Raw genomic sequence first — 21,235 nt, forward strand, 5'->3', positions numbered from 1 at the left:
CAAGTCTCAAACCGGCTGCCGGGCGGCCCGCTTGTCTCAGGGCTTGGCCAACAATATACGGCGCGCCAGCCACCAGGCTTGCACGGTCCGCAGGGCATAACCCCCGGCATAGGCCATCGCCAGGCCCGCGATTCCCAGCATGGGCACCAGCGCAAAGGCCAACGCCACCATCAGCGCGGCGCCGGCCAGCATCCAGGGCATGGTCTCGCGGCTGCGGCCGGCCATGGTGATGATCGCACCCGATGGCCCGGCCAGGATGGCCAGCATGTTGGCTGCCACCAGCCACTGCAGCAGCGGGGCCGCGCCGGCAAACGCCGGGCCAAACAACAGGGCCAACACCGGTTCCGGCCAGATCAGCAGCGGCACGGCCACCGGCAAGGTCGATGCCAGCGCGGCATAGCGGTATCGGCGCAGGCGGCGATGGGCCAGATCAGGGCGGCCTTGGCGCAGATCGCCCGAAACCGGCGCCGATATCATGGTCGCCACGGTCGAATAGATCACCGCAAACGGCATGGCGACCTGCCAGGCCGCGCGAAACGCCCCGGCATCGCCAGCACTGCCCAATGCGCCGGCCAGGAATTGTGGCAGCCACTGGCCAAAGAACATCAGGAAGGAAATCAGCATCATCGGCGCGCCGTCCCGCCACGGTGACGGGGCATCCGGCACCGCCGACGCCCCCCAATGCCGCGTTTGCCGCCAGACCAGCACGAACAGCAGCGCCATCAGGGCGATCAGGCAGGCGGTGGCGGCCAGCACGCTGGTCTGCGCCTCGATGCGGCCTCCGTTCAGCAGCAGCAGGCCCAGCGCCAGCGCCAGCGGCACGGTGAACAGGCCATCGAACACTTGCGCCCTGACCGCGTTGCCCAGCCCGCGCACGATCCCCAGGCCCATCAGATAAAAGGCGTTGGCCGCAACAAAACCGGTCGCCGCCAGCAGCGCGCCCTGCTGTGCCGGGGCAAAGCCGGCGTTGAGCAGCAGCCAGATGCCGCCGGCATACAGCCCGGTGACCAGTGCAGCCAATGGTGTCACGAACTTCAGATAATGGCGCATATGACTGGCCGCGGCCGCCTTGTCGCCCAACCGCAGATGAGCCGCCACTTCGCGCAGGGCAAGCTGATCGCACCCGACGACGGCGAGAATGGAGACCAGCTGCGCCGTCTGGATCGCCATCGCATAGCTGCCCAGCACTTCAGGTCCGCCGGCGCGGGCCAGCAGCAGGGTGACGATCAGGCCGGTGGCGATGTTGCCGGCCTTGATGCCCATCACGCTGGCATAGCGCAAAAGCGGCGCGATATTCGCCCGCCAGCCCGAGGGCGGCGCGTCAGGCATCGATGGCGTCGGCCTCGATCGAGGTGGCGTGGCTCTGGATGAAATGGAAGCGATGTTCGGGATTGCGGCCCATCAGCCGCTCCACCAGATCGGCGACATCGGCTCTGCCATCCACATCTTCGGGCAGCTTCACCCGGATCAGGCTGCGCCGCGCCGGATCCATGGTGGTTTCCTTCAGCTGCGCCGGGTTCATCTCGCCCAGGCCCTTGAACCGGCTGACTTCCACCTTGGACTTGCCGGCAAACACGGTCTTCATCAGCTCGGCGCGGTGGGCATCGTCGCGGGCATAGGCGACGGTGCCGCCAGCTGCGAGGCGATAGAGCGGCGGCTGGGCCAGGTAGAGCCGGCCATCGCGCACCAGGCCCGGCATCTCGCGGAAGAAGAAGGTCATCAGCAGCGTGGCAATATGGGCCCCGTCGACATCGGCGTCGGTCATGATGACGATGCGTTCGTAACGCAGATTTTCCGGGCTGTACTTGTCGCGCGTGCCGCAGCCCATGGCCAGCGTCAGATCAGCGATTTCATTATTGGCGCCGATCTTGGCCATGTTGGCGCTGGCGACGTTCAATATCTTGCCGCGGATGGGCAATATGGCCTGCGTGTTGCGATCGCGGGCCTGCTTGGCGCTGCCGCCGGCCGAATCGCCTTCTACGATGAACAATTCGGTGCCCACTGCGTCGTCCCGGGCGCAGTCGGTCAGCTTGCCCGGCAGGCGCAAGGACGATTTGCTGGTCGCCGTCTTGCGCTTCACCATCATTTCCTGGCGGCGGCGCAGCCGGTCTTCCATGCGCTCCACCACGAAGGCCAGCAGCGCCTTGCCACGTTCGCCATTGGCCACCAGCCAGTGATCGAAATGATCCTTGATGGCGCCTTCCACCAGCCGCGTGGCTTCCGGGCTGGTCAGCCGGTCCTTGGTCTGGCTCTGGAACTGCGGGTCACGGATGAACAGCGACAGCATGATCTCCGCCCCGGCAAACACGTCCTCGCCGGAAAGATCAGCCGCCTTCTTGTTGCCGGTCAGGCCCGCATAATTTTTCAGGCCGCGCGTCAGCGCCAGGCGCAGGCCGGCTTCGTGGGTGCCGCCATCGGGGGTGGGGATGGTGTTGCAATAGAAGCTGGCGGAGCCTTCGCCATATTGCGGCCAGGCGCAGGCCCATTCCACCGCGCCCATCGGCTTGCCATCGGGGCCGGCGGGCAGATCAGTGCGGCCGGCGAACAGATCGGGCACCACCAGCGGGCGATTGTCGAGCCGCTCCTTCAGGTGATCGGCCAGGCCGCCGGGGAAGGTGAAGACGGCGGTTTCCGGCACATCGGGAGTCGCCAGTTCCGGCGCACAACGCCAGCGGATTTCGACGCCGCCGAACAGATAGGCCTTGGAACGGGCCAGCTTGTAGAGCCGGGCCGGCTTGAAGCGGGCATCTTCCCCAAAGATCTCGGCATCGGGATGGAACTTGACGCTGGTGCCGCGCCGGTTCTGGGTGGCGCCCAGTTCCTCGATCGGCCCTTGCGGAATCCCGCGCGAATAACGCTGGCGATACAAGAGCTTGTTGCGGGCAACTTCCACCACCGTTTCGTCCGACAGCGCGTTGACGACGCTGATGCCCACGCCGTGCAGGCCGCCGGACGTGGCATAGGCCTTGCCGCTGAACTTGCCGCCCGAATGCAGCATCGTCAGGATGACTTCCAGCGCCGATTTGTCGGGAAAGCGCGGGTGCGGATCAACCGGGATGCCGCGGCCATTGTCGGTGATGGTCAGGCTGTTGTCGGCCTCCAGCGTCACCTCGATGCGGCTGGCGTGCCCGGCCACGGCTTCGTCCATCGCGTTATCCAGCACTTCGGCGGCAAGATGGTGCAGGGCGCGCTCATCGGTGCCGCCGATATACATGCCGGGGCGGCGGCGGACGGGCTCCAGCCCCTCCAGCACCTCGATATGGCTGGCGTCATAATCGGTGGAGCTTTGCGTGGCAGCGAACAGATCAGAGGGCGGTGGTGTCATGGGCGCTTGTATAGGGTGCTCCGGCACGGGCCGCCAGCGGGTAGGGACTTTGGGCGGGGTGCGACAATTTTTTTTGGCCCTACGCCATTTCGCGCATTGTTCTGTAACATTGTGCGGTGCAAAAGGGCGATGCCGATATGGCGATCCTCCCCAAGGATTTACTCGGGCCGGAACTCAGGTTCCGGCCCTTTTTTTATGTATTTTCCGATTGTTGGATAGGAAGGCGGGCAGGCCGGATCGAGCCGGTGGAAATTGGTGCAATGCACAATTGATGGTCTGCTGTCGAATCAGTGAACCGCATCAGCGGCGGCGTTCGACGGCGGGCAAACGGCTGCAACCGCTGCCGGAGCGCCGGGCGCGATGCCTTTTCCGGACGATTGGCGCCACCGCAATTTTACCACTATCGCAACTTGGCTTGCACATGGTTCAGCCACAGGCTCAACATCATATCTGAAAGTTGAGCCCGTCAGGGCAGCAGGGCACGGGGAATGATGACCAGGATGTTCGAAAAGCGACCGGTTTCGGCCTTGCGGATCATGGCCGCCGTGCTGCCTGCCCTGGTGCTGACGGCACCCGCACTGGCGGCAGAGACCGCGCCGGTGCCCGACAAGGGCGATACCGCCTGGATGATGGTTTCCACCCTGTTGGTGCTGCTGATGATCCTGCCCGGGCTGCAGCTCTTCTATGGCGGCCTCACCCGCACCAAGAACATGCTTTCCACGATGACGCAGATCGGCACCGCCACCTGCATGGCCATGCTGATGTGGGTGATGTTCGGCTATTCGCTGACCTTTGGCCCGGAAGCCGTCGGTGCGCTGAAGCCGTATATTGGCGGCCTGGACCGGCTGTTCCTGGCCGGCATCACCCCGGCGTCGACCGCAGCAACCTTCACGACCGGCGTTGTCATCCCCGAATATGTCTTTGTCTGCTTCCAGATGACCTTTGCCGCCATCACCGTCAGCCTGGTGCTGGGTTCGGTGGTGGAGCGGATCAGATTCGCTGCCGTGCTGATCTTCACCCTGGTCTGGCTGCCGCTTGTCTATCTGCCGATCGCGCACATGGTGTGGGCTTCGTCGGGCCTGTTCTTCACCATGGGAGCGCTGGATTTTGCCGGCGGCACCGTCGTCCACATCAATGCCGGCGTGTCGGCGCTGGTCGCCGCCATCATTCTGGGCAAGCGTATCGGCTATGGCCGCGAGATCATGGCGCCGCACTCGCTCACTCTCACCCTGGTGGGCACCGGCATGTTGTGGGTGGGCTGGTTCGGCTTCAACGCCGGCTCGGCGCTGGAAGCCAATGGCTCGGCGGCGCTGGCGATGATCAACACGTTTGTGGCCACCGCTTCGGGCGCGCTGGCCTGGCTGGCGGTGGAAAGGCTCGCCGGCCACAAGCCGTCGGGCCTGGGGCTTGCCTCGGGCATCATCGCTGGCCTGGTGGCCGTTACCCCGGCGGCGGGCCTGGCCGGGCCGATGGGCGCCATCCTGCTCGGTGCCGTGGCGTCGGCGGTCTGCTATGCCGCCGTGACCACGCTGAAGCCGCGCTTTGGCTATGACGATTCGCTCGATGCCTTCGGGATTCACGGCGTTGGCGGCATTGTGGGGGCCGTTGGCACCGGCGTTGTCGCCTCGCCGGCACTGGGCGGGCAGGGGGCTGCGTCGTTCGACATGGTCAGCCAGATCGGCGTCCAGCTGGCGGCGGTGGGGACCACGATATTGTGGGCCACCATTGGCACGGTGGTCGCGGTTTATGTTGCCAAGGCGGTGACGGGCCTGCGCGTCACCAGCGATGTGGAGCGCGAAGGGCTTGACCTGGGCGAGCATGGCGAGCGGGCGTATAATCCGTGAGGTGAGCAGGGGTCTTCGCTGACTCCGGCCTTTGCAGCCACAGCACCCGCTCAGGCTGAGCTTGTCGAAGCCGGCTTGCCAGAGGGCTGGCCGCCGGGGAGGGCACGGCCGGCGGCGGCGCCGCCGAGTCCGTGCAGGGCATTCAAGGAAGAAAGAAAGGAAGAGCGTGGCGGAGCCACGCCGTCGGACGAGTCAAAAAAGGCGGCCTGTTGGGGCCGCCTTTTTCGCTCGCCGTCCGATCTTTGACGAGTCGGCAGATAACGCTGCGCGTTATCTGCACGCCGTCATGCGCTGTAATACATATCAAATTCCACCGGCGCCGGCGTCATCTCCCACCGCAACACCTCTTCCATCTTCAATTCGATATACGAATCGATCTGGTCATCCGTGAACACCCCGCCCTTGGTGAACACCGCGCGGCTCTTGTCCAGAGCCGCCAGCGCTTCGCGCAGCGAGGCGCACACCGTCGGCACCTTCTTCAGTTCGCGCGGCGGCAGGTCATAAAGATTCTTGTCCATGGCAGGACCAGGGTGGATGCGGTTTTCGATGCCATCGAGGCCGGCCATCAAGAGCGCAGTGTAGGCCAGATACGGATTGGCCAGCGCATCCGGGAAGCGGACTTCGACGCGCTTGGACTTGGCACCGGTGCCGTACGGGATGCGGCACGAGGCGGAACGGTTGCGGCTGCTGTAGGCCAGCAGCACCGGGGCTTCGAAGCCGGGCACCAGCCGCTTGTAGCTGTTGGTGCCGGGGTTGGTGAAGGCGTTGCAGGCCTTGGCGTGCTTGATGATGCCGCCGATGAAGAACAGCGCCATCTCGCTGAGGCCGGCATATTGGTCGCCGGCAAACAGCGGGGTCTTGCCGTTCCAGATCGAAAGGTGGGTGTGCATGCCGCTGCCGTTGTCGTCCTTGATCGGCTTGGGCATGAAGGTCGCGGTCTTGCCATAGGCATGGGCGACCTGGTGCACGACGTACTTGTACACCTGCATGCGGTCAGCGGTTTCGACCAGCTTGCCGAAGGTCAGGCCCAGCTCGTGCTGTGCGCTGGCGACTTCGTGGTGATGCTTGTCGCAAGGCAGACCCATTTCCAGCATGGTGGCGACCATCTCGGCGCGCAGATCAACGGCGCTGTCGACCGGTGCGCAGGGGAAATAACCGCCCTTGGCGCGCGGACGGTGGGCCATGTTGCCCTGTTCATACTGGCGACCGCTGTTGGTCGGCAGTTCGATATCGTCGAGGTGGAAGAAGCCTTCGTTGTAGCCCAGGCCAAAGCGCACATCATCGAACACGAAGAATTCGGCTTCCGGGCCGACATAGACAGTGTCACCGATGCCGCTGGCCTTCAGATAGGCTTCGCCACGCTTGGCGGTGGAACGCGGATCGCGGCCATAGAGCTGGCCGGTCGACGGCTCGACGATATCGCACACCAGGATCATCATCGGCGTGGCCGAGAAGGGATCGATATAGGTCGCATCCAGATCCGGCATCAGGATCATGTCGCTCTCGTTGATCGCCTTCCAGCCGGCGATCGACGATCCGTCGAACATGAAGCCATCGTTGAGCATGTCTTCATCGATGACGCTGGAGACCATGGTCAAATGCTGCCACTTGCCCTTGGGATCGGTGAAGCGCAGATCGACCCACTCGATCTCCTTCTCCTTGATCATCGCCAGAATGTCAGCAGCCGTGGTCATCGGATCTTCCCTTGTCTTCTTCTTGGTTGGCTAAAAAACTCAGATTGCGTCGCTGTCGCGTTCGCCGGTGCGGATGCGCACGGCCATTTCGATGGGCGACACGAAAATCTTGCCGTCGCCGATGCGGCCGGTGCGCGCCGCGTTGGTGATGGCATCCACCACCCGTTCCACCTGGTCGTCGTCCACGACAACCTCCAGCTTCACCTTGGGCAGGAAATCCACCACATATTCGGCGCCGCGATACAGTTCGGTATGGCCCTTCTGGCGGCCAAAGCCCTTGGCTTCGGTGACCGTGATCCCGGACACGCCCACTTCGTGCAGCGCTTCCTTCACTTCATCCAGCTTGAACGGCTTGATGACAGCTTCGATCTTTTTCACGGTCCATCCCCGCCTGTGAAGGCACAATCAACGCACACCCGTGGCGATAACCACGGGCCGGATGGGATTTCAATGCGCTTTTTGATTTGGCCGCGCCACCGGTATTTTCCCCATATGCCGGCAATAAGCGCCCACCAGAATCACACCGTCGTGGCGTAACCGCCGTCGACCGTGATCACGCTGCCGCACAGATAATCGCTGGCCCGGCTGGACAGGAAAAGCGCCACCCCGGCCATGTCTTCGGGCGTGCCCCAGCGCTGCATCGGGGTGGCGGCGCGGAAGGCCTCGCGGAACTCCTCGGCGATGCCGGCAGTCATCTTGGATGGGAAGAAGCCCGGCGCGATGGCGTTCACCGCGATGTGCCGCTTGGCGAGGAACTTGGCCATCATCCGCGTCATGTGCAGCACGCCGGCCTTGGACGCGGCATAGGAGTAGGTTTCCAGATCAGAGACATGCTGGCCATCGATCGAGCCGATGTTGATCACCTTCGCCAGATTGCCGGGTCCGGCAGCGGCCTCCAGCAACGGCGCCAGTTTCTGGGTGAGGAAGAAGACGGACTTCACATTGATGTCCATCACCTTGTCCCAGCCAGATTCCGGGAATTCGTCAAAGCCTGCCCCCCACGAGGCGCCGGCGTTGTTGAACAAGATGTCCACCTTTGGCGTGACGGCGGCGACGGCGGCAGCAAAACGCTCGATCTCGGCCATCTGGCTGAGATCGGCCGGAATGGCGGTGCAGGCCGGGCCCAGCTGGGCGGCGAGGCTTTCGCAATCACTGATCTTGCGGCTGGTGATGATGACGTTGGCGCCATTCTCGATCAGCGCGCGGGCGATCATCTCGCCGATACCGCGGCTGCCGCCGGTAACGACGGCGGTCTTGCCGGCAACGTTGAACAGGGATTCGATTCTCATGTGGCGGAGGCTCCGATGATTTCGCCGGCGCCGCGGGCGCGATCGAGCCGCGTGGCTTCGGCCTTGGGCAGCAGGCGATAGAGGAAATAGAGGCAGGTGACGGTGAAGGGCGCCATCAACAGTAGCGCCAGCACGCCAGTGCCCAGGCTGCCGCTGACCTTCGAAACAAAGCCCGTGAACCACGGCCCCAGGCCCAGCCCGAACAGGGTGGTGCCAATGAAGAAGGTGGCGGTGGCCGCCCCGCGCATGCGTGGCATCACCAGATCCTGCGTGGTGGCCGCGGCCACGCCGACATACATCGAACCGAACACGGTGGTGGGGGCAAAGCACAGGAAGAACATCGCCAGATCGCTGGTGGTATATTGCAGCCAGATGAAGGGCGCCGGCACCAGTGTTGCCAGCGCGCCCACCATGATGCGGCCAGAGGGATGGCGCTTCTTGGCCCAATCGCCGAGCACGCCGCCCAAGATGGTGCCGACAAAGCCGCCCAGCGCGCCGCCACCGCCCAGGATGAAGGCCACCGCCTCCTTGGTGCCATACCAGGGGATGGGGCCGCCCGCCGCGATCATCGGTTCGGCAAAGGTGCGCAGCGCATAGGGCGCCGCCCAGAAACCGACGCTGTATCCGACGAAACTGATCGAACCAAAGCCCAGGATGGTGAGGATGAAGGCCGGGGTGCCCCAGATCATCTCATAGGTTGGCTTGTCGCGGCGCTTGATCGATTGCGCCCAGCTGATCACCGCATAGAGGCCGGTGCCAACAGCGAGGAACTGCGGGATTTCGCCGGTAAGATGCACCAGCGTGGCGACAAGGCCCGCCACCAGCGCCAACGCGGCGACATTTTCCATGAGCGCGCGGCGGCCGAGCAGCGCCATGTTGACGAGAGTGAGCGGCGGGATGACGCTGGCCAGATCGGCGGCGAAATTGCGGATGATCGTCTTGCCGTTCATCGGCACCGGCGGCGGCAGGCCATCGGCGCGGCCACGGATCGGTTCGATCAGCGTGGCCACCCACAGGGCCAGCAACAGCCCGGGAATGCCGACCGCCATGAACGCCGCCTGCCAGCCGACCAGCCCCAGCGGGCCGCCGCCGGGATAGGCGGCATTCCAGCCCTTCACCACGACCGCGCCGATCAGCAGCGACACGCCGCCGCCCAGATAGAGCCCGGCGGCATAGATGGAGATTGCCGTGGCGCGGCGGGCCTTGGGGAACCAGTCGGAAATCATCGAATAGGCCGACGGGCCTGCAGCGGCCTCGCCCACGCCGACGCCGACCCGGGCCAGCGACAATTGCGCGAAGCTGCCGGCCAGGCCGGACATGGCAGTCATCCCCGACCACAGGGTCAGGCCCAGCGCCAGCAGGCGGGTGCGGACCCAATTATCGGCCAGCCTGCCGATCGGCACCCCGAACAACGCGTAGAACACGGCAAAGGCGGTGCCATAGAGGAAACCCAGTTGGGCATCGGTCAGGCCGAGGTCGCGTTTGATGTCTTCCGCCAGGATCGACAATATCTGCCGATCGATGAAGTTCATCACGTAAACCAGCACCAGCAGCGCCAGCACATACCAGGCATAGGGCCCGCCAACCGGCGGAACCGGTTTGCCGGATTCGGTTTCGCTTTCGGCCATCCGCTCTGCTCGCCCCCAATGACTCTCAAGCTGCTGCAGGGCGTCAACAGGCCCCATCTGGCCAAAGGCTTATCAGCCGTCCCGGCGGCTGTCACCCATCACATCGGAGAATGCCAACTGGCCGTCATAGAGCGCGCGCACCACCAGTTCGGTACGGGTGGAGACGCCATAGCGGGTCTTGGCGGCTTCCAGATATTTGTGGACCGTGCCGCCCGACAGGCCGAGCAATTGCCCGGCCACCCAATTGGATTTGCCGCGTGCTGCCAGCACCAGGCAATCGAGCTGGCGCTGGGTCAGCTTCGGGCCTTCGGGTGGATCGTCGCCGGCCATCTGCAGCTTCAGCCGGCGTGCCGCCTCGAACGCGAAACAGGCGAGATATTGGGCGGCTGGCAGGGAATCCGTGGGCAATTGCCGGCCTTCGGCCATGACGAAGCTGACCAACCCGGAGGCCTGGCCGGGCACATGGATCGGCACGGTATAGCCTTCGGCCAGCCCGGCAGTGCGCGCCTGGGTCATGTAGGCCCTCTGCCGGGCGGTCATCGGCAGGATGGTATCGAGGTTGCTCCAGGCAAAGGGCGCCACGCTGCGTTCGCAGGCCAGCAGCACCGGATCATCGGCCACCCGGCCACTGGGTATCAGGCCATTGACCCATTGATCGGGAAAATCGGTGAGCGCCAAGGGCCCGAGCCGGCCGGGGCTGTTGATGCGCTGCGCCAGGGCGAAATGATCGAAGTGGAAGCTGCGCGTGGCCTCCTTCAGCACCAGACCGATATCGGTCAGGCTTGGGGCGGTGCGTACGGCGCGCACGAAGGTCTGCACGTCCTGGAATTTGCTCACAAAGACCCCCTGGCAATCGCGTGACACTGCGACGCATCGCCTGCTGGCTTCGCACTTGCCGGGCCCCTGTTACCAGCTTATGCGAACAAATTCAGGTGACAGATTTCTTTATAGTCACCACAGAAAAATTTGACAACGAGGTGTTCATGTCACGCGATGTCGCAATCATTGCCGGCGGTTGTTTCTGGTGCACCGAAGCTGTGTTCAACGAGCTGAAGGGCGTCGACACAGTCGAATCGGGCTATATCGGAGGCGCCCGCGACAATCCCACGTATGAAGAAGTCTGTTCTGGCCGCACCGGCCATGCCGAAGCAGTGCGTATCGTCTATGATGCGGACATCATCAGCTATGCCGAGCTGCTCGATATCTTCTTCCACACGCATGACCCGACCACGCTCAACCGCCAGGGCGGCGATGTCGGCACGCAATATCGCTCGGCCATCTTCCCGCAGAACGGCGTGCAGGCGGTGGAGGCCGAAGCGGCAATTGCCCGCAACCAGGCAAGTTGGGACAATCCCATCGTCACCGCGATCGAGCCCAACGCCCCGTGGTGGCCGGCCGAAGCCTATCACCAGCGCTATTTCGAGAACAATGGCACCAAGAACGGCTATTGCGTCGCGGTTGTCGGGCCGAAGCTGGCCAAGTTCCGCAAGGGCTATGCGGCGCGGCTGAAGGGCCGCTGACCGGCCTTGGTTGACGTGGTTTCCGAGCCGTGAACTGTTTCAGTTCGCGGCGTGGAAATCACTCACTCGACCGTCACCGATTTGGCGAGGTTGCGCGGCTGATCGACGTCGGTGCCCTTGGCCACGGCGACATGATAGGCCAGCAACTGCACCGGAATGGCGCTGACCAGCGGGCTGATGAACGGATCGACCGTGGGCAGCGCCACGGCAGCGGCGGTGCCCTGGCCGTGGGTCGCAATGCCCTCGGCATCCGACAGCAGCACGACCTGGCCGCCGCGCGCCATCACTTCCTGCATGTTCGACACGGTCTTCTCGAAACGCGGGCCTGATGGCGCGATGACGATCACCGGCACATGCTCGTCGATCAGCGCGATGGGGCCGTGCTTCAACTCGCCGGCCGCATAGCCTTCGGCGTGGATATAGCTGATTTCCTTCAGCTTCAGCGCGCCTTCCAGCGCCATCGGATAATCCGGGCCGCGGCCGATGTAGAGAATGTCGCGCGCCTTCGCCAAATTGGGGGCGAGGGCGGCGATGGCATCCTCGGTCTTCAGCGCCGCGTTCATTGCGGCTGGCACTTCGGTGAGCAGATGCACCAGCCTTGCTTCCTCGGCCGCATCCACCCGGCCCTTGGCCTTGCCCAGCGCGATGGCAAAGGCGGCCAGCACCGAAAGTTGGCAGGTGAAGGCCTTGGTGGAAGCGACGCCCACTTCCGGGCCGGCGTGGGTGGGCAGCAGCAGCTGCGTCTCGCGCGCCATCGTCGAGGTGGCGACATTGACCACCGCCGCCACCATCTGGCCGCCGGCCAGCGCATGGCGCAGCGCCGCCAGCGTGTCGGCCGTCTCGCCCGACTGGCTGATGAACAGGCACAGGCCGCCGTCTTCATAAACGGGGTCGCGATAGCGATATTCCGACGCGTTCTCGATGCTCACCGGCACCCGCGCCAGTTGCTCCAGCCAGTAACTGGCGACATGGCCTGCCAGCAGCGCGGTGCCGCAGGCGACGATCTGCACACGCTTCACGGCGGCGAGATCAAAGGGCAGGCCGGGCAGGGCGACGGTTTCGGCCAATGGGTCAAGATAGGCACCCAATGTCTGCGCCACCACGATCGGCTGCTCGTGGATTTCCTTTTCCATGTAGTGGCGGTGGTTGCCCTTCTCGATCACCGCCGCACTGGCCGACGAGGTGATGAAGGCGCGTGTCACCGGCTGGTCATTCGCATCGAAGATGGCGACGCTGTCGGTGGTCAGCCGCACCCAGTCACCTTCTTCCAGATAGGCGATGCGGTTGGTGAAGGGCGCAAGGCCGAGGGCGTCGGACCCCAGAAACATCTCGCCGTCACCACGCCCGACCACCAGCGGTGAACCGCGCCGCGCGCCATAGATGATGCCGGGGTGATTGCGGAACAGGATCGCGAAACTGAACGCACCGTGCAGGCGCTTCAGCGTCGCTGCAACCGCCGCATCCGGCGAGGCGCCGTTCGCCAGCGCCAGTTCAAGCAGGTGGGCGACGACTTCGGTATCGGTGTCGCTGCTCAGCGTGCGCCCGGCAGCCAGCACTTCGGCGCGCAGCGGCTTGAAATTCTCGATGATGCCGTTGTGGACAAGGCAGACATTTTCCGTCGCATGCGGGTGGGCATTGTCCCGCGTTGGCGCGCCGTGGGTGGCCCAGCGGGTGTGGGCAATGCCGATGCGGCCGGGCAGGGGGGAGAGGGCCAGTTCGCGGGCCAGATTGGCGAGTTTGCCGGGCGCGCGGCGGCGGTCCATCAACGCCCCGGACCCAGTCACTTCTATGGTCGCAATGCCCGCGCTGTCATAGCCGCGATACTCAAGCCGGCGCAGGCCATCAACCAGCCGGTCCGCCACCGCTTCGCCTGATACGATGCCGATGATACCGCACATGTCACTTGCCCTTTTTCGCCGACTGGATGCTGCGGAAACGCGCCGCCCAGCCGGGTTTTTCGCTCTGTTCGGGGCGCACCAGCGCCAGCGCATCGCCGCTGACATCGCGGGTGACCGTGCTGCCGGCCGCCACGATGGCACCATCGCCAATGTTCACCGGCGCCACCAGCGCGCTGTTCGATCCGATGAAGGCGCCGGCGCCGATCACCGTCTGATATTTGAAGAAGCCATCATAGTTGCAGGTGATGGTGCCGGCGCCGATATTGGCCCTGGCGCCCACCGTCACGTCGCCCAGATAGGTCAGGTGATTGGCCTTGGCGCCCTCGCCCAGCACGGCCTTCTTGGTCTCGACGAAATTGCCGATCTTGGCATTGGCGCCCAGCACCGTGCCCGGGCGCAGTCGCGCGAACGGGCCGATCTCGCAGCCCTCGCCGATGGTGGCGCCTTCGATGTGGCTGTGGGCCCGTATGCGCGCACCGCTGGCAATCTTCACCCCGGCGCCGAACACCACGAACGGTTCGATCTCCACATCGGCCGCAATTTCAGTGTCGGCGGCGAAAAACACGGTTTCGGGCGCCTGCATCGAAACGCCGGCGGCCATCAATTCGGCACGGCGGCGGCGCTGGAAAATCGCTTCCAGCGCGGCCAGTTCGGCGCGGCTGTTGGCACCGGCGACATCATCTGCCGCCGTCTCGATCACCACGCATGCCCGGCCGTCACCCAGCGCCAGGCCCACCACGTCGGGCAGATAATATTCGCCTGCTGCATTATTGTTGGTGACGCGGGCGAGCAACGGGAACAGATCGGCGGCCCGCACCGCCATCAGGCCGCTGTTGCACAATGTTTCTGCCCGTTCAGCGGGGGAGGCGTCCTTGTATTCCACCATCTTCCGGATCGCGCCATTGCCTGCGATGATGCGACCATAGGCACCCGGATTTTCTGGCCGGAACCCCAGCACCGACACCGCCACATCATCGGTCAGCGCATCGAGCAGCCGCTGCATGGTCGCGGCCGGCACCAGCGGCGCATCGCCATAGAGCACCAGCACCTTGCCTTCGAATCCGGCCAGTTGCGGCGCTGCCAGCTGCACGGCATGGCCAGTGCCGAGTTGCGGCTGCTGCACCACCACATCTGGCCCAAGGCCGGAGTGGCCGGCGACTTCGGCTTCCACCTGCTCCTTCAACGCACCCACCACGATCACGGTGCGTGCCGGATTGAGGGTTGCCAGGCTGTCGGTCAGGTGGCGCAGCATCGGCTTGCCGGCAATGGCATGCAGCACCTTGTGGCGGGCCGATTTCATGCGCGTGCCCATGCCGGCGGCAAGGATGATGGCAGCAAAGGGGGCAGGGGATGTCACGAACGCAGCCCTGCCATAATGGCCGGTGGTTGAAAAGCTTGGGGGGTTGAAAAGTGCCGCCACCCGGCGCAACGCCTGTCGCACGACTGCAATAATAGAAGTGCAAGGCCCAGCGCTCGTGACTTTGCCCCGTTCCATCCTGTTCGATCTCGACGGTACGCTCGTCGATACCGCGCCTGATCTGGCTGGCGCGATGAACCATGTCCTCGCCGCCCATGGCCGCCCGCCCTTGCCGGCGGACGATGTGCGCCACCTCGTGGGCCATGGCGCGCGGGCGCTGGTGACGCGCGGGTTGGCGGCGACGGGGGATCCGGCGCTGCAGCTCGTTGAACCGTCGATGCCGCTGTTCCTGGCCCATTATGCCGCCAACATCGCCAATGATTCGCGTGCCTTCGATGGCGTGGAGGCGGCACTGGATGCACTGGCCGATGCCGGCTGCCGGCTTGCCATCTGCACGAACAAGCCCACCCATCTTGCGGTAGCGCTGGTCGAAGCGCTCGGCTGGCAGCGGCGCTTTGCCGCCGTGATCGGGGCTACCAGTGTCGAACGGCCCAAGCCCGATGCCGGCCATGTCTTTGCCACGCTGGCCGCGGCTGGCGGCGTGGCGGATGATGCGGCGTTCGTCGGCGATTCCGCGACCGATGTGGGCGCGGCGCGCAATGCCGGCCTGCCGGTCGTGCTGGTCAGCTTCGGCTATACTGATCGGCCGGCGCATGAACTGGGCGGCGACATGGTGATCGATCATTATGATGCATTGCTGCCGGCCTTGCGGACGTTGCGGCGATGGTGACGGCGTTTGAACTGGCCTTGCTGGGCTTTGCCGCGCTGCTGCTGGGCTTCGTGCTCGGCCGCATGAGCGCGCCCGATCCGGGGCCGCCGGCGCTGCCCCCCGCGCCGGTCCCACCGCCGCCACCGCCGCTGCCATCGGCTGACCGCATCCACATCGAAAGCCTGAACGATGCAGCGCTGCTCACCCGTGGCCCGTTGGTGGAGGCCGCCAATGCCGCGGCCCGCGCCCTGTTCGGCAACCGCATTGTCGGCAGCGATCTTCGGCTGACCGTGCGTCACCCTGCGCTGCTGGATGCGGTGGAAGCGGTGATGGCCGGGCAGCTGGCCGAAGATCGCGAATTGACTGGTCTTGGCAGCGGCAATCGCAGTTTCCGCCTGCGCGTGGTGGGTGATGACGACGATGACGGCCCGATCCGCTGCCTGGTGCTGCTGGATGACATCACCCAATCCAAGGTGACCGAGCGCATGCGCGTCGATTTCGTCGCCAATGCCAGCCATGAACTGCGCACGCCGCTGGCCACGCTGGCCGGCTTCATCGAAACGCTGCAGGGCCCGGCGGCAGAGGATGAACCGGCGCGGCAGCGTTTCCTGACCATCATGGCCACCGAAGCCGATCGCATGCGCCGCCTGATCGACGATCTGATGAGCCTGTCGCGCATTGAACTGGACAAGTTCGTGCGCCCCACCCAGCCGCTCGACCTGAAGGGCCTGGTCGCCGAAGTCGGCAGCACGCTGGCCATGCGACTGGAAGGCGACAGCCGCGCGCTGCTGATCGATGAACCGGTCGAGCTGCCGCGCGTGATCGCCGATCGCGACCAGGTGCTGCAGGTGCTCTACAATCTGATTTCCAACGCGCTGAAATATGGCCGCAGCGGCACCCCGATCCGGGTCAGCCTGGCCAGCGTCGCCACCTCGCCGGGCGGCAGCGTGAAGGTGACGGTGGCCGATGAAGGCGATGGCATCGCGCCCGAGCATCTGCCGCGGCTGACCGAGCGTTTCTACCGCGTGGATTCCCAGCGCAGCCGCACGCTGGGCGGCACCGGGCTGGGGCTGGCCATCGTCAAGCATATCGTGGAACGGCACCGCGGCCGGTTGGAGATCGACAGCCGGCTGGGGGAAGGCACAAGCGTTTCGTTTACCTTGCCCATCGCCTGAACCATCCACAGGCGGCGTAACAAATATGTCACCAAAGCGTCATATGGCCCACATCCGACGGTCATAAAGGCCGAGCCAGTGGGGCAGAAGGACGGGACTGCGAGTCGCCTGGCCATGACCCCAAGAGGATGGATTTCTTGCTTCCAAGCCGCGCGTCTGCCGCCTTCGGTTTCGGCCTGGCTGCCTTTTTGGCGGCAGGGCTTGCGGCCTGTTCGGGCGGCAGTCGTACGCAGATCCGCATCGTTGGTTCGTCCACCGTCTATCCCTTCACCACGGCCGTGGCGGAACAGTTCAAGCGCAAGTGGACGGAATTTCCGGCGCCCATCGTCGAATCGACCGGCACCGGCGGCGGCATCAAGCTGATGTGTGCCGGCCTTGGCGCGCAATTCCCCGATGCCGCCAACGCGTCCCGTCGCATCAAGAAAAGCGAAGTCGATGATTGCGCCAAGCATGGCGTGAAGGGCCTGATCGAATTGCAGGTCGGCATCGATGGCCTGGTCATCGCCCAGTCCCGCGAAGCCAATTTCCCGTCGCTCACGGAACGCGATGTCTATCTGGCGCTGGCCGCCAATCCGTTCGGCAAGGGGCCCAATCGGGCGCGCACCTGGAAGGATGTGAACCCGGCGCTGCCCGACATCCGCATCGAGGTGATCGGCCCGCCGCCGACCAGCGGCACGCGCGACAGCTTCAACGAGCTGTACATGCTGAAGGGCTGCAACACGGAAGCCGCGATGAAGGATCTGAAGGCGCGCGACGAGAGCGCCCACAAGCAGATCTGCGAGAAGGTGCGCGAAGATGGTGCCTATGTGGAAGGCGGCGAGAACGACAATCTGATCGTGCAGAAGGTATCGGCCAATCCGCAGGCGCTGGGCGTGTTCGGCTTTTCCTTCATGGAAGAGAATAGCGACCGCGTGAAGGATGTGCCGCTGTCCGGCGTCACCGCCACCTACGAGAATATCTCCAGCGGCCGTTTCCCGGCGTCGCGGCCGCTCTATCTCTATGTGAAGGTGCAGCACGTGCCGGCGGTGCGCGGCATGCGCGAGTTCCTGGCCGAATATGCGCGGGAATCGACCTGGGGCCGTGAAGGCTATCTGGCCAGAAAGGGCCTGGTGGCCGCACCGGAAGCCATCCGCCGCGCCGGTGAAACCACGGCCCGCAACCTGACCGCGATGGACGAAGGTGCCCTGCAATGAGGTTGCTGATCGCCCTTGCGCTGGTGCTGGGCCTGGCGGGCCTGGCCTATCTGGCTGGCCGTTCCCGCGGCAACCGCATGGTGGTGGCGGCCGGTGGCCGGATCGGGGCGGTGCATTCGCGGCCCGTCTATCATGGTGCCTATGTCGCGGTGTTGGCACTGGCGCCGGCGCTGCTGGTGCTGGCCGGTTGGGGCATGGTGGGCGAAGGCCTGATCGAGGGCCAGGTGCTGGGCAGCCTGACAGCCGCCGAGCGGCCAGCTTCTGGCAACGACAGCGATGCGCTGATGAACGAAGTGCGCGGCCTGGTGAATGGCGATCTGCCGCAAGCTTTCAACCCGCTCGCGCCGCGACTGGCGCCGGTCTATGCGGCAGCCCGAACCAACGGCGATCTGCTCGCCGGCGCACTGGCGGTGGCCCTGCTGGCGATGGGCGGCCTGTGGGGCTGGTCGCGGCTGCGCCCGGATTTCCGCGCCCGCAACCGCGTGGAAATCCAGGTGCGCGCACTGCTGCTGATCGCGTCGATCGTGGCGATCCTGACGACTTTCGGCATTGTGCTGTCGCTGATCTTTGAATCGATCCGCTTCTTCCAGCTGGTGTCCCCGGTCGAATTCCTCACCGGTCTGGCCTGGAGCCCGCAGACGGCGATCCGCGCCGATCAGGTTGGTTCCACCGGCGCGTTCGGGGCGGTGCCGCTGTTCTGGGGCACGATCTTCATCGGCGCCATCATCGCCATGGCCGTGGCCATCCCGCTCGGCCTGATGTCGGCGATCTATCTTACCCAATATGCTGATCCGCGCCTGCGCAAATGGCTGAAGCCGATCCTGGAACTGCTCGCCGGGGTGCCCACGGTGGTTTACGGCTTCTTCGCCGCGCTCACCATCGCGCCGCTGGTGCGCAGCTTTGCCGTGGCGCTGGGGATGACCGATGCCTCATCCGATTCCGCGCTGGCCGCCGGGCTGGTGATGGGGGTGATGATCATTCCCTTCGTCTCCTCGATGGCCGATGATGCGCTGGCCGCCGTGCCGCGCGCCATGCGCGATGGCAGCCTGGCCATGGGCGCCACCCCATCGGAAACCGTGAAGAAGGTGATGGTGCCCGCGGCGCTGCCCGGCATCATGGGCGGCGTGCTGCTGGCGGTGAGCCGCGCCATCGGCGAGACGATGATCGTGGTGATGGCGGCAGGGCTTGCGGCCAATCTCACCGCCAATCCGTTCAGCAGCGTCACCACCGTCACCACCCAAATCGTCGCGCTGCTCACCGGGGACCAGGAGTTTGACAGCGCCAAGACGCTTTCGGCCTTTGCACTGGGGCTGGTGCTGTTCGTGATGACGCTGATCCTCAACATCTATGCGCTCGCCGTGGTGAAGCGCTATCGCGAGGCCTACGAGTGATGGCGACAGTGTCGAGTCCCTTGGCCGCCCCTGCCGCGCCCATCGCCGAGCGCCAGCCCACCGACTGGACGACCCCGGCCATGCAGTCGCGCATCGCCGCGCGCTACCGCGCTGAACGCAATTTCCGCCGCCTGGGTGCCGCAGCGCTGGTGATTGCCGCCAGCTTCCTCGCTTTCCTGCTGTTCACCATCGTGCGCGATGGCTGGACCGGTTTCCAGCGCACCGAAACCCGCATCGACGTGCAGTTTGATGCCGCCACGCTTGGCGTTGATCCGGCAGCGGTGGCGGGTCCGCAGGGGCAGTCCCTGCTGGCCCGTGCCGACTATCAGGCGCTGCTGCTGAAGGCGGCCGAACAACTCGGCCCGGCCGATGGCACGCTGTCGGATGCGGCGTGGATGGAATTGCGCGAAGCGTTGATGGACAATCCCGCTCTGCTCGGCAAGCGCGCCAGCCTGTGGGTGCCGGTGCGATCGTCGATCGATCTGCTGGCCAAGGGCAAATATGATCTGACAGCGCCCGCCGAAAGCCGCGGCGTCACTGATCGCGAAGTCTCCGATTGGCGCTGGCTGGAAAAGGCTGGCCGGCTGCGCACCGGCTTCAACACCACCTTCCTGTTCGGCGCCGATTCCACCGAGCCGGAACTGGCCGGCATCGGCGGCGCCGCCCTGGGCTCGCTGCTCACGCTGGCGGTGACCATCGCGATTGCCTTCCCGCTGGGGGTGTTTTCGGCGGTGTGGCTGGAGGAATTCGCCCCCAAGGGCCGGCTGGCCGACATCATCGAGCTGTCGATCAACAATCTCGCCGCCGTGCCGTCGATCATCTTCGGCCTGCTCGGCCTCGCCTTCTTCCTGAATTTTGCCGGGATGCCGCGATCGGCGCCGCTGGTGGGCGGTATCACGCTGGCGCTGATGATCATGCCGGTGATCGTGATCGCCTCGCGCGTGGCGATCAAGGCGGTGCCGCCGTCGATCCGCGATGCCGCGCTGGGCATCGGCGCCTCACCGATCCAGGTGGTGTTCCACCATGTGCTGCCGCTGGCGCTGCCCGGCATCATGACCGGCACCATCATCGGTATCGCCCGCGCGCTGGGGGAAACCGCGCCGCTGCTGCTGATCGGCATGCGCGCCTTCGTCACCGATGTGCCGCAGGGCTTCACGTCGCCGGCCACGGTGCTGCCGATGCAGGTATTCCTGTGGTCCGATGATGTGCAGCGCGGCTTTGTCGAGAAAACCTCGGCGGCCATCATGGTGCTGATGCTGGTGCTGATCGCCATGAACAGCCTGGCCATCTATCTTCGCAACCGTTTCGAGAGGCGCTGGTGAACCAGAACCCTGCCCCAAAGCCGGCAATCGGCCACAATGCCGTCCCCAAGATGACGGCGCGTGATGTCAACGTTTTCTATGGCCAGAAACAGGCCATCAAGAACGTCTCCATCGATATTTCGGCCGAACATGTGACGGCGTTCATCGGCCCGTCGGGCTGTGGCAAGTCCACTTTCCTGCGCTGCCTCAACCGCATGAACGACACGGTAGACGGCGCCCGCGTCGAAGGCCGCATCGAACTCGACGGCGAGGATGTCTATGCCAGCAACATGGACGTGGTGCAGCTGCGCGCCCGCGTTGGCATGGTGTTCCAGAAGCCCAATCCGTTTCCCAAGTCGATTTATGAGAATGTCGCCTATGGCCCGCGTCTGCATGGCCTGGCCCGGTCCAAGGCCGACATGGACGAGATTGTGGAATCCGCCCTCAAGCGCGCCGGCCTGTGGGATGAAGCCAAGGATCGCCTGGGCGAAAGCGGCACCGCCATGTCGGGCGGGCAGCAGCAGCGCCTGTGCATCGCGCGCGCCATCGCGGTTGATCCCGAAGTCATCCTGATGGACGAGCCCTGCTCCGCGCTTGATCCCATCGCAACGGCCCGCATCGAGGAACTGATCGACGAACTGCGTGGCCGATATGCCATCGTCATCGTCACCCACAACATGCAGCAGGCCGCCCGCGTTTCCCAGAAGACGGCTTTTTTCCATCTCGGCACGCTGGTGGAGTATGATGACACGTCGTCGATCTTCACCAACCCGAAGGCGACCCGCACCAAGGATTACATCACCGGACGTTACGGCTGATCCGCCCCCGATCCGCCGCCCCTGAAAGGCACC

General features: G+C 65.0%; 17 protein-coding genes. 8 read left to right on the forward strand and 9 right to left on the reverse strand.

The annotated features are described in order from the left end of the window. Positions 1 to 36: 36 nt before the first annotated feature. Together D619_RS0105130 and parE are read right to left on the reverse strand one after the other, a co-directional pair. Positions 37 to 1,329 carry a polysaccharide biosynthesis C-terminal domain-containing protein gene (locus tag D619_RS0105130; protein WP_017667501.1) on the reverse strand — a complete coding sequence of 431 codons (1,293 nt, stop codon included), beginning with the start codon at positions 1,327 to 1,329 and terminating at the stop codon, positions 37 to 39. Further along, positions 1,322 to 3,325 carry a DNA topoisomerase IV subunit B gene (parE, locus tag D619_RS0105135; protein ID WP_017667502.1) on the reverse strand — a complete coding sequence of 668 codons (2,004 nt, stop codon included), beginning with the start codon at positions 3,323 to 3,325 and terminating at the stop codon, positions 1,322 to 1,324. The genes D619_RS0105130 and parE overlap by 8 nt, the downstream gene beginning before the upstream one ends. A gap of 536 nt (positions 3,326 to 3,861) precedes the next feature. Here parE and D619_RS0105140 point away from each other — a divergent pair. After that, on the forward strand, positions 3,862 to 5,169 hold the full coding sequence (locus D619_RS0105140) for an ammonium transporter (RefSeq protein WP_243442609.1): 1,308 nt from the start codon (positions 3,862 to 3,864) through the stop codon (positions 5,167 to 5,169). A 284-nt stretch (positions 5,170 to 5,453) separates the two neighbouring features. Here D619_RS0105140 and glnA read toward each other — a convergent pair whose 3' ends face one another. The 5 genes from glnA to D619_RS15650 all read right to left on the reverse strand — a co-directional run bounded on the left by glnA (position 5,454) and on the right by D619_RS15650 (position 10,617). After that, entirely contained in the window at positions 5,454 to 6,863 is a 1,410-nt protein-coding gene (gene glnA / locus D619_RS0105145) for a type I glutamate--ammonia ligase (protein ID WP_017667504.1), read from the reverse strand. A 39-nt stretch (positions 6,864 to 6,902) separates the two neighbouring features. Next, complete coding sequence (locus tag D619_RS0105150) at positions 6,903 to 7,241, reverse strand: P-II family nitrogen regulator (protein WP_017667505.1); 339 nt, start codon at positions 7,239 to 7,241, stop codon at positions 6,903 to 6,905. 140 nt (positions 7,242 to 7,381) lie between these two features. Further along, positions 7,382 to 8,152: an SDR family oxidoreductase gene (locus D619_RS0105155; protein WP_017667506.1), complete on the reverse strand. Its 771-nt coding sequence runs from the start codon at positions 8,150 to 8,152 to the stop codon at positions 7,382 to 7,384. Continuing rightward, a complete protein-coding gene (locus D619_RS0105160; protein WP_017667507.1) occupies positions 8,149 to 9,780 on the reverse strand; it encodes an MFS transporter in 1,632 nt (543 codons plus the stop codon). The genes D619_RS0105155 and D619_RS0105160 overlap by 4 nt, the downstream gene beginning before the upstream one ends. A gap of 72 nt (positions 9,781 to 9,852) precedes the next feature. Then, positions 9,853 to 10,617 (reverse strand): LuxR family transcriptional regulator, encoded by a 765-nt coding sequence (locus tag D619_RS15650; RefSeq protein WP_017667508.1) that lies wholly within the window; start codon positions 10,615 to 10,617, stop codon positions 9,853 to 9,855. A 146-nt stretch (positions 10,618 to 10,763) separates the two neighbouring features. Here D619_RS15650 and msrA point away from each other — a divergent pair, with 146 nt between their 5' ends. Beyond that, on the forward strand, positions 10,764 to 11,300 hold the full coding sequence (msrA, locus tag D619_RS0105170; RefSeq protein ID WP_026090734.1) for a peptide-methionine (S)-S-oxide reductase MsrA: 537 nt from the start codon (positions 10,764 to 10,766) through the stop codon (positions 11,298 to 11,300). A gap of 62 nt (positions 11,301 to 11,362) precedes the next feature. On the opposite strand, the gene glmS is transcribed toward msrA, so the two are convergent. Next, positions 11,363 to 13,198 (reverse strand): glutamine--fructose-6-phosphate transaminase (isomerizing), encoded by a 1,836-nt coding sequence (glmS, locus tag D619_RS0105175; protein WP_017667510.1) that lies wholly within the window; start codon positions 13,196 to 13,198, stop codon positions 11,363 to 11,365. 1 nt (position 13,199) lies between these two features. Further along, positions 13,200 to 14,555, reverse strand: coding sequence for a bifunctional UDP-N-acetylglucosamine diphosphorylase/glucosamine-1-phosphate N-acetyltransferase GlmU (gene glmU, locus D619_RS0105180; protein WP_026090735.1), 1,356 nt, complete (start codon positions 14,553 to 14,555; stop codon positions 13,200 to 13,202). A 118-nt stretch (positions 14,556 to 14,673) separates the two neighbouring features. Between glmU and gph the strand changes: the two genes are divergently transcribed. From gph to pstB, 6 genes are all read left to right on the forward strand, one after another. Beyond that, positions 14,674 to 15,345: a phosphoglycolate phosphatase gene (gene gph, locus D619_RS0105185; RefSeq protein ID WP_026090736.1), complete on the forward strand. Its 672-nt coding sequence runs from the start codon at positions 14,674 to 14,676 to the stop codon at positions 15,343 to 15,345. Next, positions 15,339 to 16,499: an ATP-binding protein gene (locus D619_RS15655; protein ID WP_017667513.1), complete on the forward strand. Its 1,161-nt coding sequence runs from the start codon at positions 15,339 to 15,341 to the stop codon at positions 16,497 to 16,499. Before gph ends, D619_RS15655 begins: the two co-directional genes overlap by 7 nt. A 128-nt stretch (positions 16,500 to 16,627) precedes the next feature. Next, positions 16,628 to 17,692 carry a substrate-binding domain-containing protein gene (locus D619_RS0105195; RefSeq protein WP_017667514.1) on the forward strand — a complete coding sequence of 355 codons (1,065 nt, stop codon included), beginning with the start codon at positions 16,628 to 16,630 and terminating at the stop codon, positions 17,690 to 17,692. Then, a complete protein-coding gene (pstC, locus tag D619_RS0105200) occupies positions 17,689 to 19,083 on the forward strand; it encodes a phosphate ABC transporter permease subunit PstC (protein ID WP_017667515.1) in 1,395 nt (464 codons plus the stop codon). The genes D619_RS0105195 and pstC overlap by 4 nt, the downstream gene beginning before the upstream one ends. Beyond that, complete coding sequence (gene pstA / locus D619_RS0105205; protein WP_051033457.1) at positions 19,083 to 20,405, forward strand: phosphate ABC transporter permease PstA; 1,323 nt, start codon at positions 19,083 to 19,085, stop codon at positions 20,403 to 20,405. The genes pstC and pstA overlap by 1 nt, the downstream gene beginning before the upstream one ends. Positions 20,406 to 20,455: 50 nt before the next feature. Continuing rightward, positions 20,456 to 21,202, forward strand: a complete 747-nt coding sequence (gene pstB / locus D619_RS0105210; protein WP_051033464.1) for a phosphate ABC transporter ATP-binding protein PstB — start codon at positions 20,456 to 20,458, stop codon at positions 21,200 to 21,202. Positions 21,203 to 21,235 lie beyond the last annotated feature (33 nt).

The organism is Sandarakinorhabdus sp. AAP62 (assembly GCF_000331225.1).
In the GTDB taxonomy this organism is placed as follows: Bacteria; Pseudomonadota; Alphaproteobacteria; order Sphingomonadales; family Sphingomonadaceae; genus Sandarakinorhabdus.

What these genes read in the sequence shown, in the direction of transcription:
- D619_RS0105130 (WP_017667501.1), bottom strand. Translation starts at nt 1,329, where the DNA reads ATGCCTGACGCGCCGCCCTCGGGCTGGCGGGCGAATATCGCGCCGCTT.
- parE (WP_017667502.1), bottom strand. Translation starts at nt 3,325, where the DNA reads ATGACACCACCGCCCTCTGATCTGTTCGCTGCCACGCAAAGCTCCACC.
- D619_RS0105140 (WP_243442609.1), top strand. Translation starts at nt 3,862, where the DNA reads ATGGCCGCCGTGCTGCCTGCCCTGGTGCTGACGGCACCCGCACTGGCG.
- glnA (WP_017667504.1), bottom strand. Translation starts at nt 6,863, where the DNA reads ATGACCACGGCTGCTGACATTCTGGCGATGATCAAGGAGAAGGAGATC.
- D619_RS0105155 (WP_017667506.1), bottom strand. Translation starts at nt 8,152, where the DNA reads ATGAGAATCGAATCCCTGTTCAACGTTGCCGGCAAGACCGCCGTCGTT.
- D619_RS0105160 (WP_017667507.1), bottom strand. Translation starts at nt 9,780, where the DNA reads ATGGCCGAAAGCGAAACCGAATCCGGCAAACCGGTTCCGCCGGTTGGC.
- msrA (WP_026090734.1), top strand. Translation starts at nt 10,764, where the DNA reads ATGTCACGCGATGTCGCAATCATTGCCGGCGGTTGTTTCTGGTGCACC.
- glmS (WP_017667510.1), bottom strand. Translation starts at nt 13,198, where the DNA reads ATGTGCGGTATCATCGGCATCGTATCAGGCGAAGCGGTGGCGGACCGG.
- D619_RS15655 (WP_017667513.1), top strand. Translation starts at nt 15,339, where the DNA reads ATGGTGACGGCGTTTGAACTGGCCTTGCTGGGCTTTGCCGCGCTGCTG.
- D619_RS0105195 (WP_017667514.1), top strand. Translation starts at nt 16,628, where the DNA reads ATGGATTTCTTGCTTCCAAGCCGCGCGTCTGCCGCCTTCGGTTTCGGC.
- pstC (WP_017667515.1), top strand. Translation starts at nt 17,689, where the DNA reads ATGAGGTTGCTGATCGCCCTTGCGCTGGTGCTGGGCCTGGCGGGCCTG.
- pstA (WP_051033457.1), top strand. Translation starts at nt 19,083, where the DNA reads ATGGCGACAGTGTCGAGTCCCTTGGCCGCCCCTGCCGCGCCCATCGCC.
- pstB (WP_051033464.1), top strand. Translation starts at nt 20,456, where the DNA reads ATGACGGCGCGTGATGTCAACGTTTTCTATGGCCAGAAACAGGCCATC.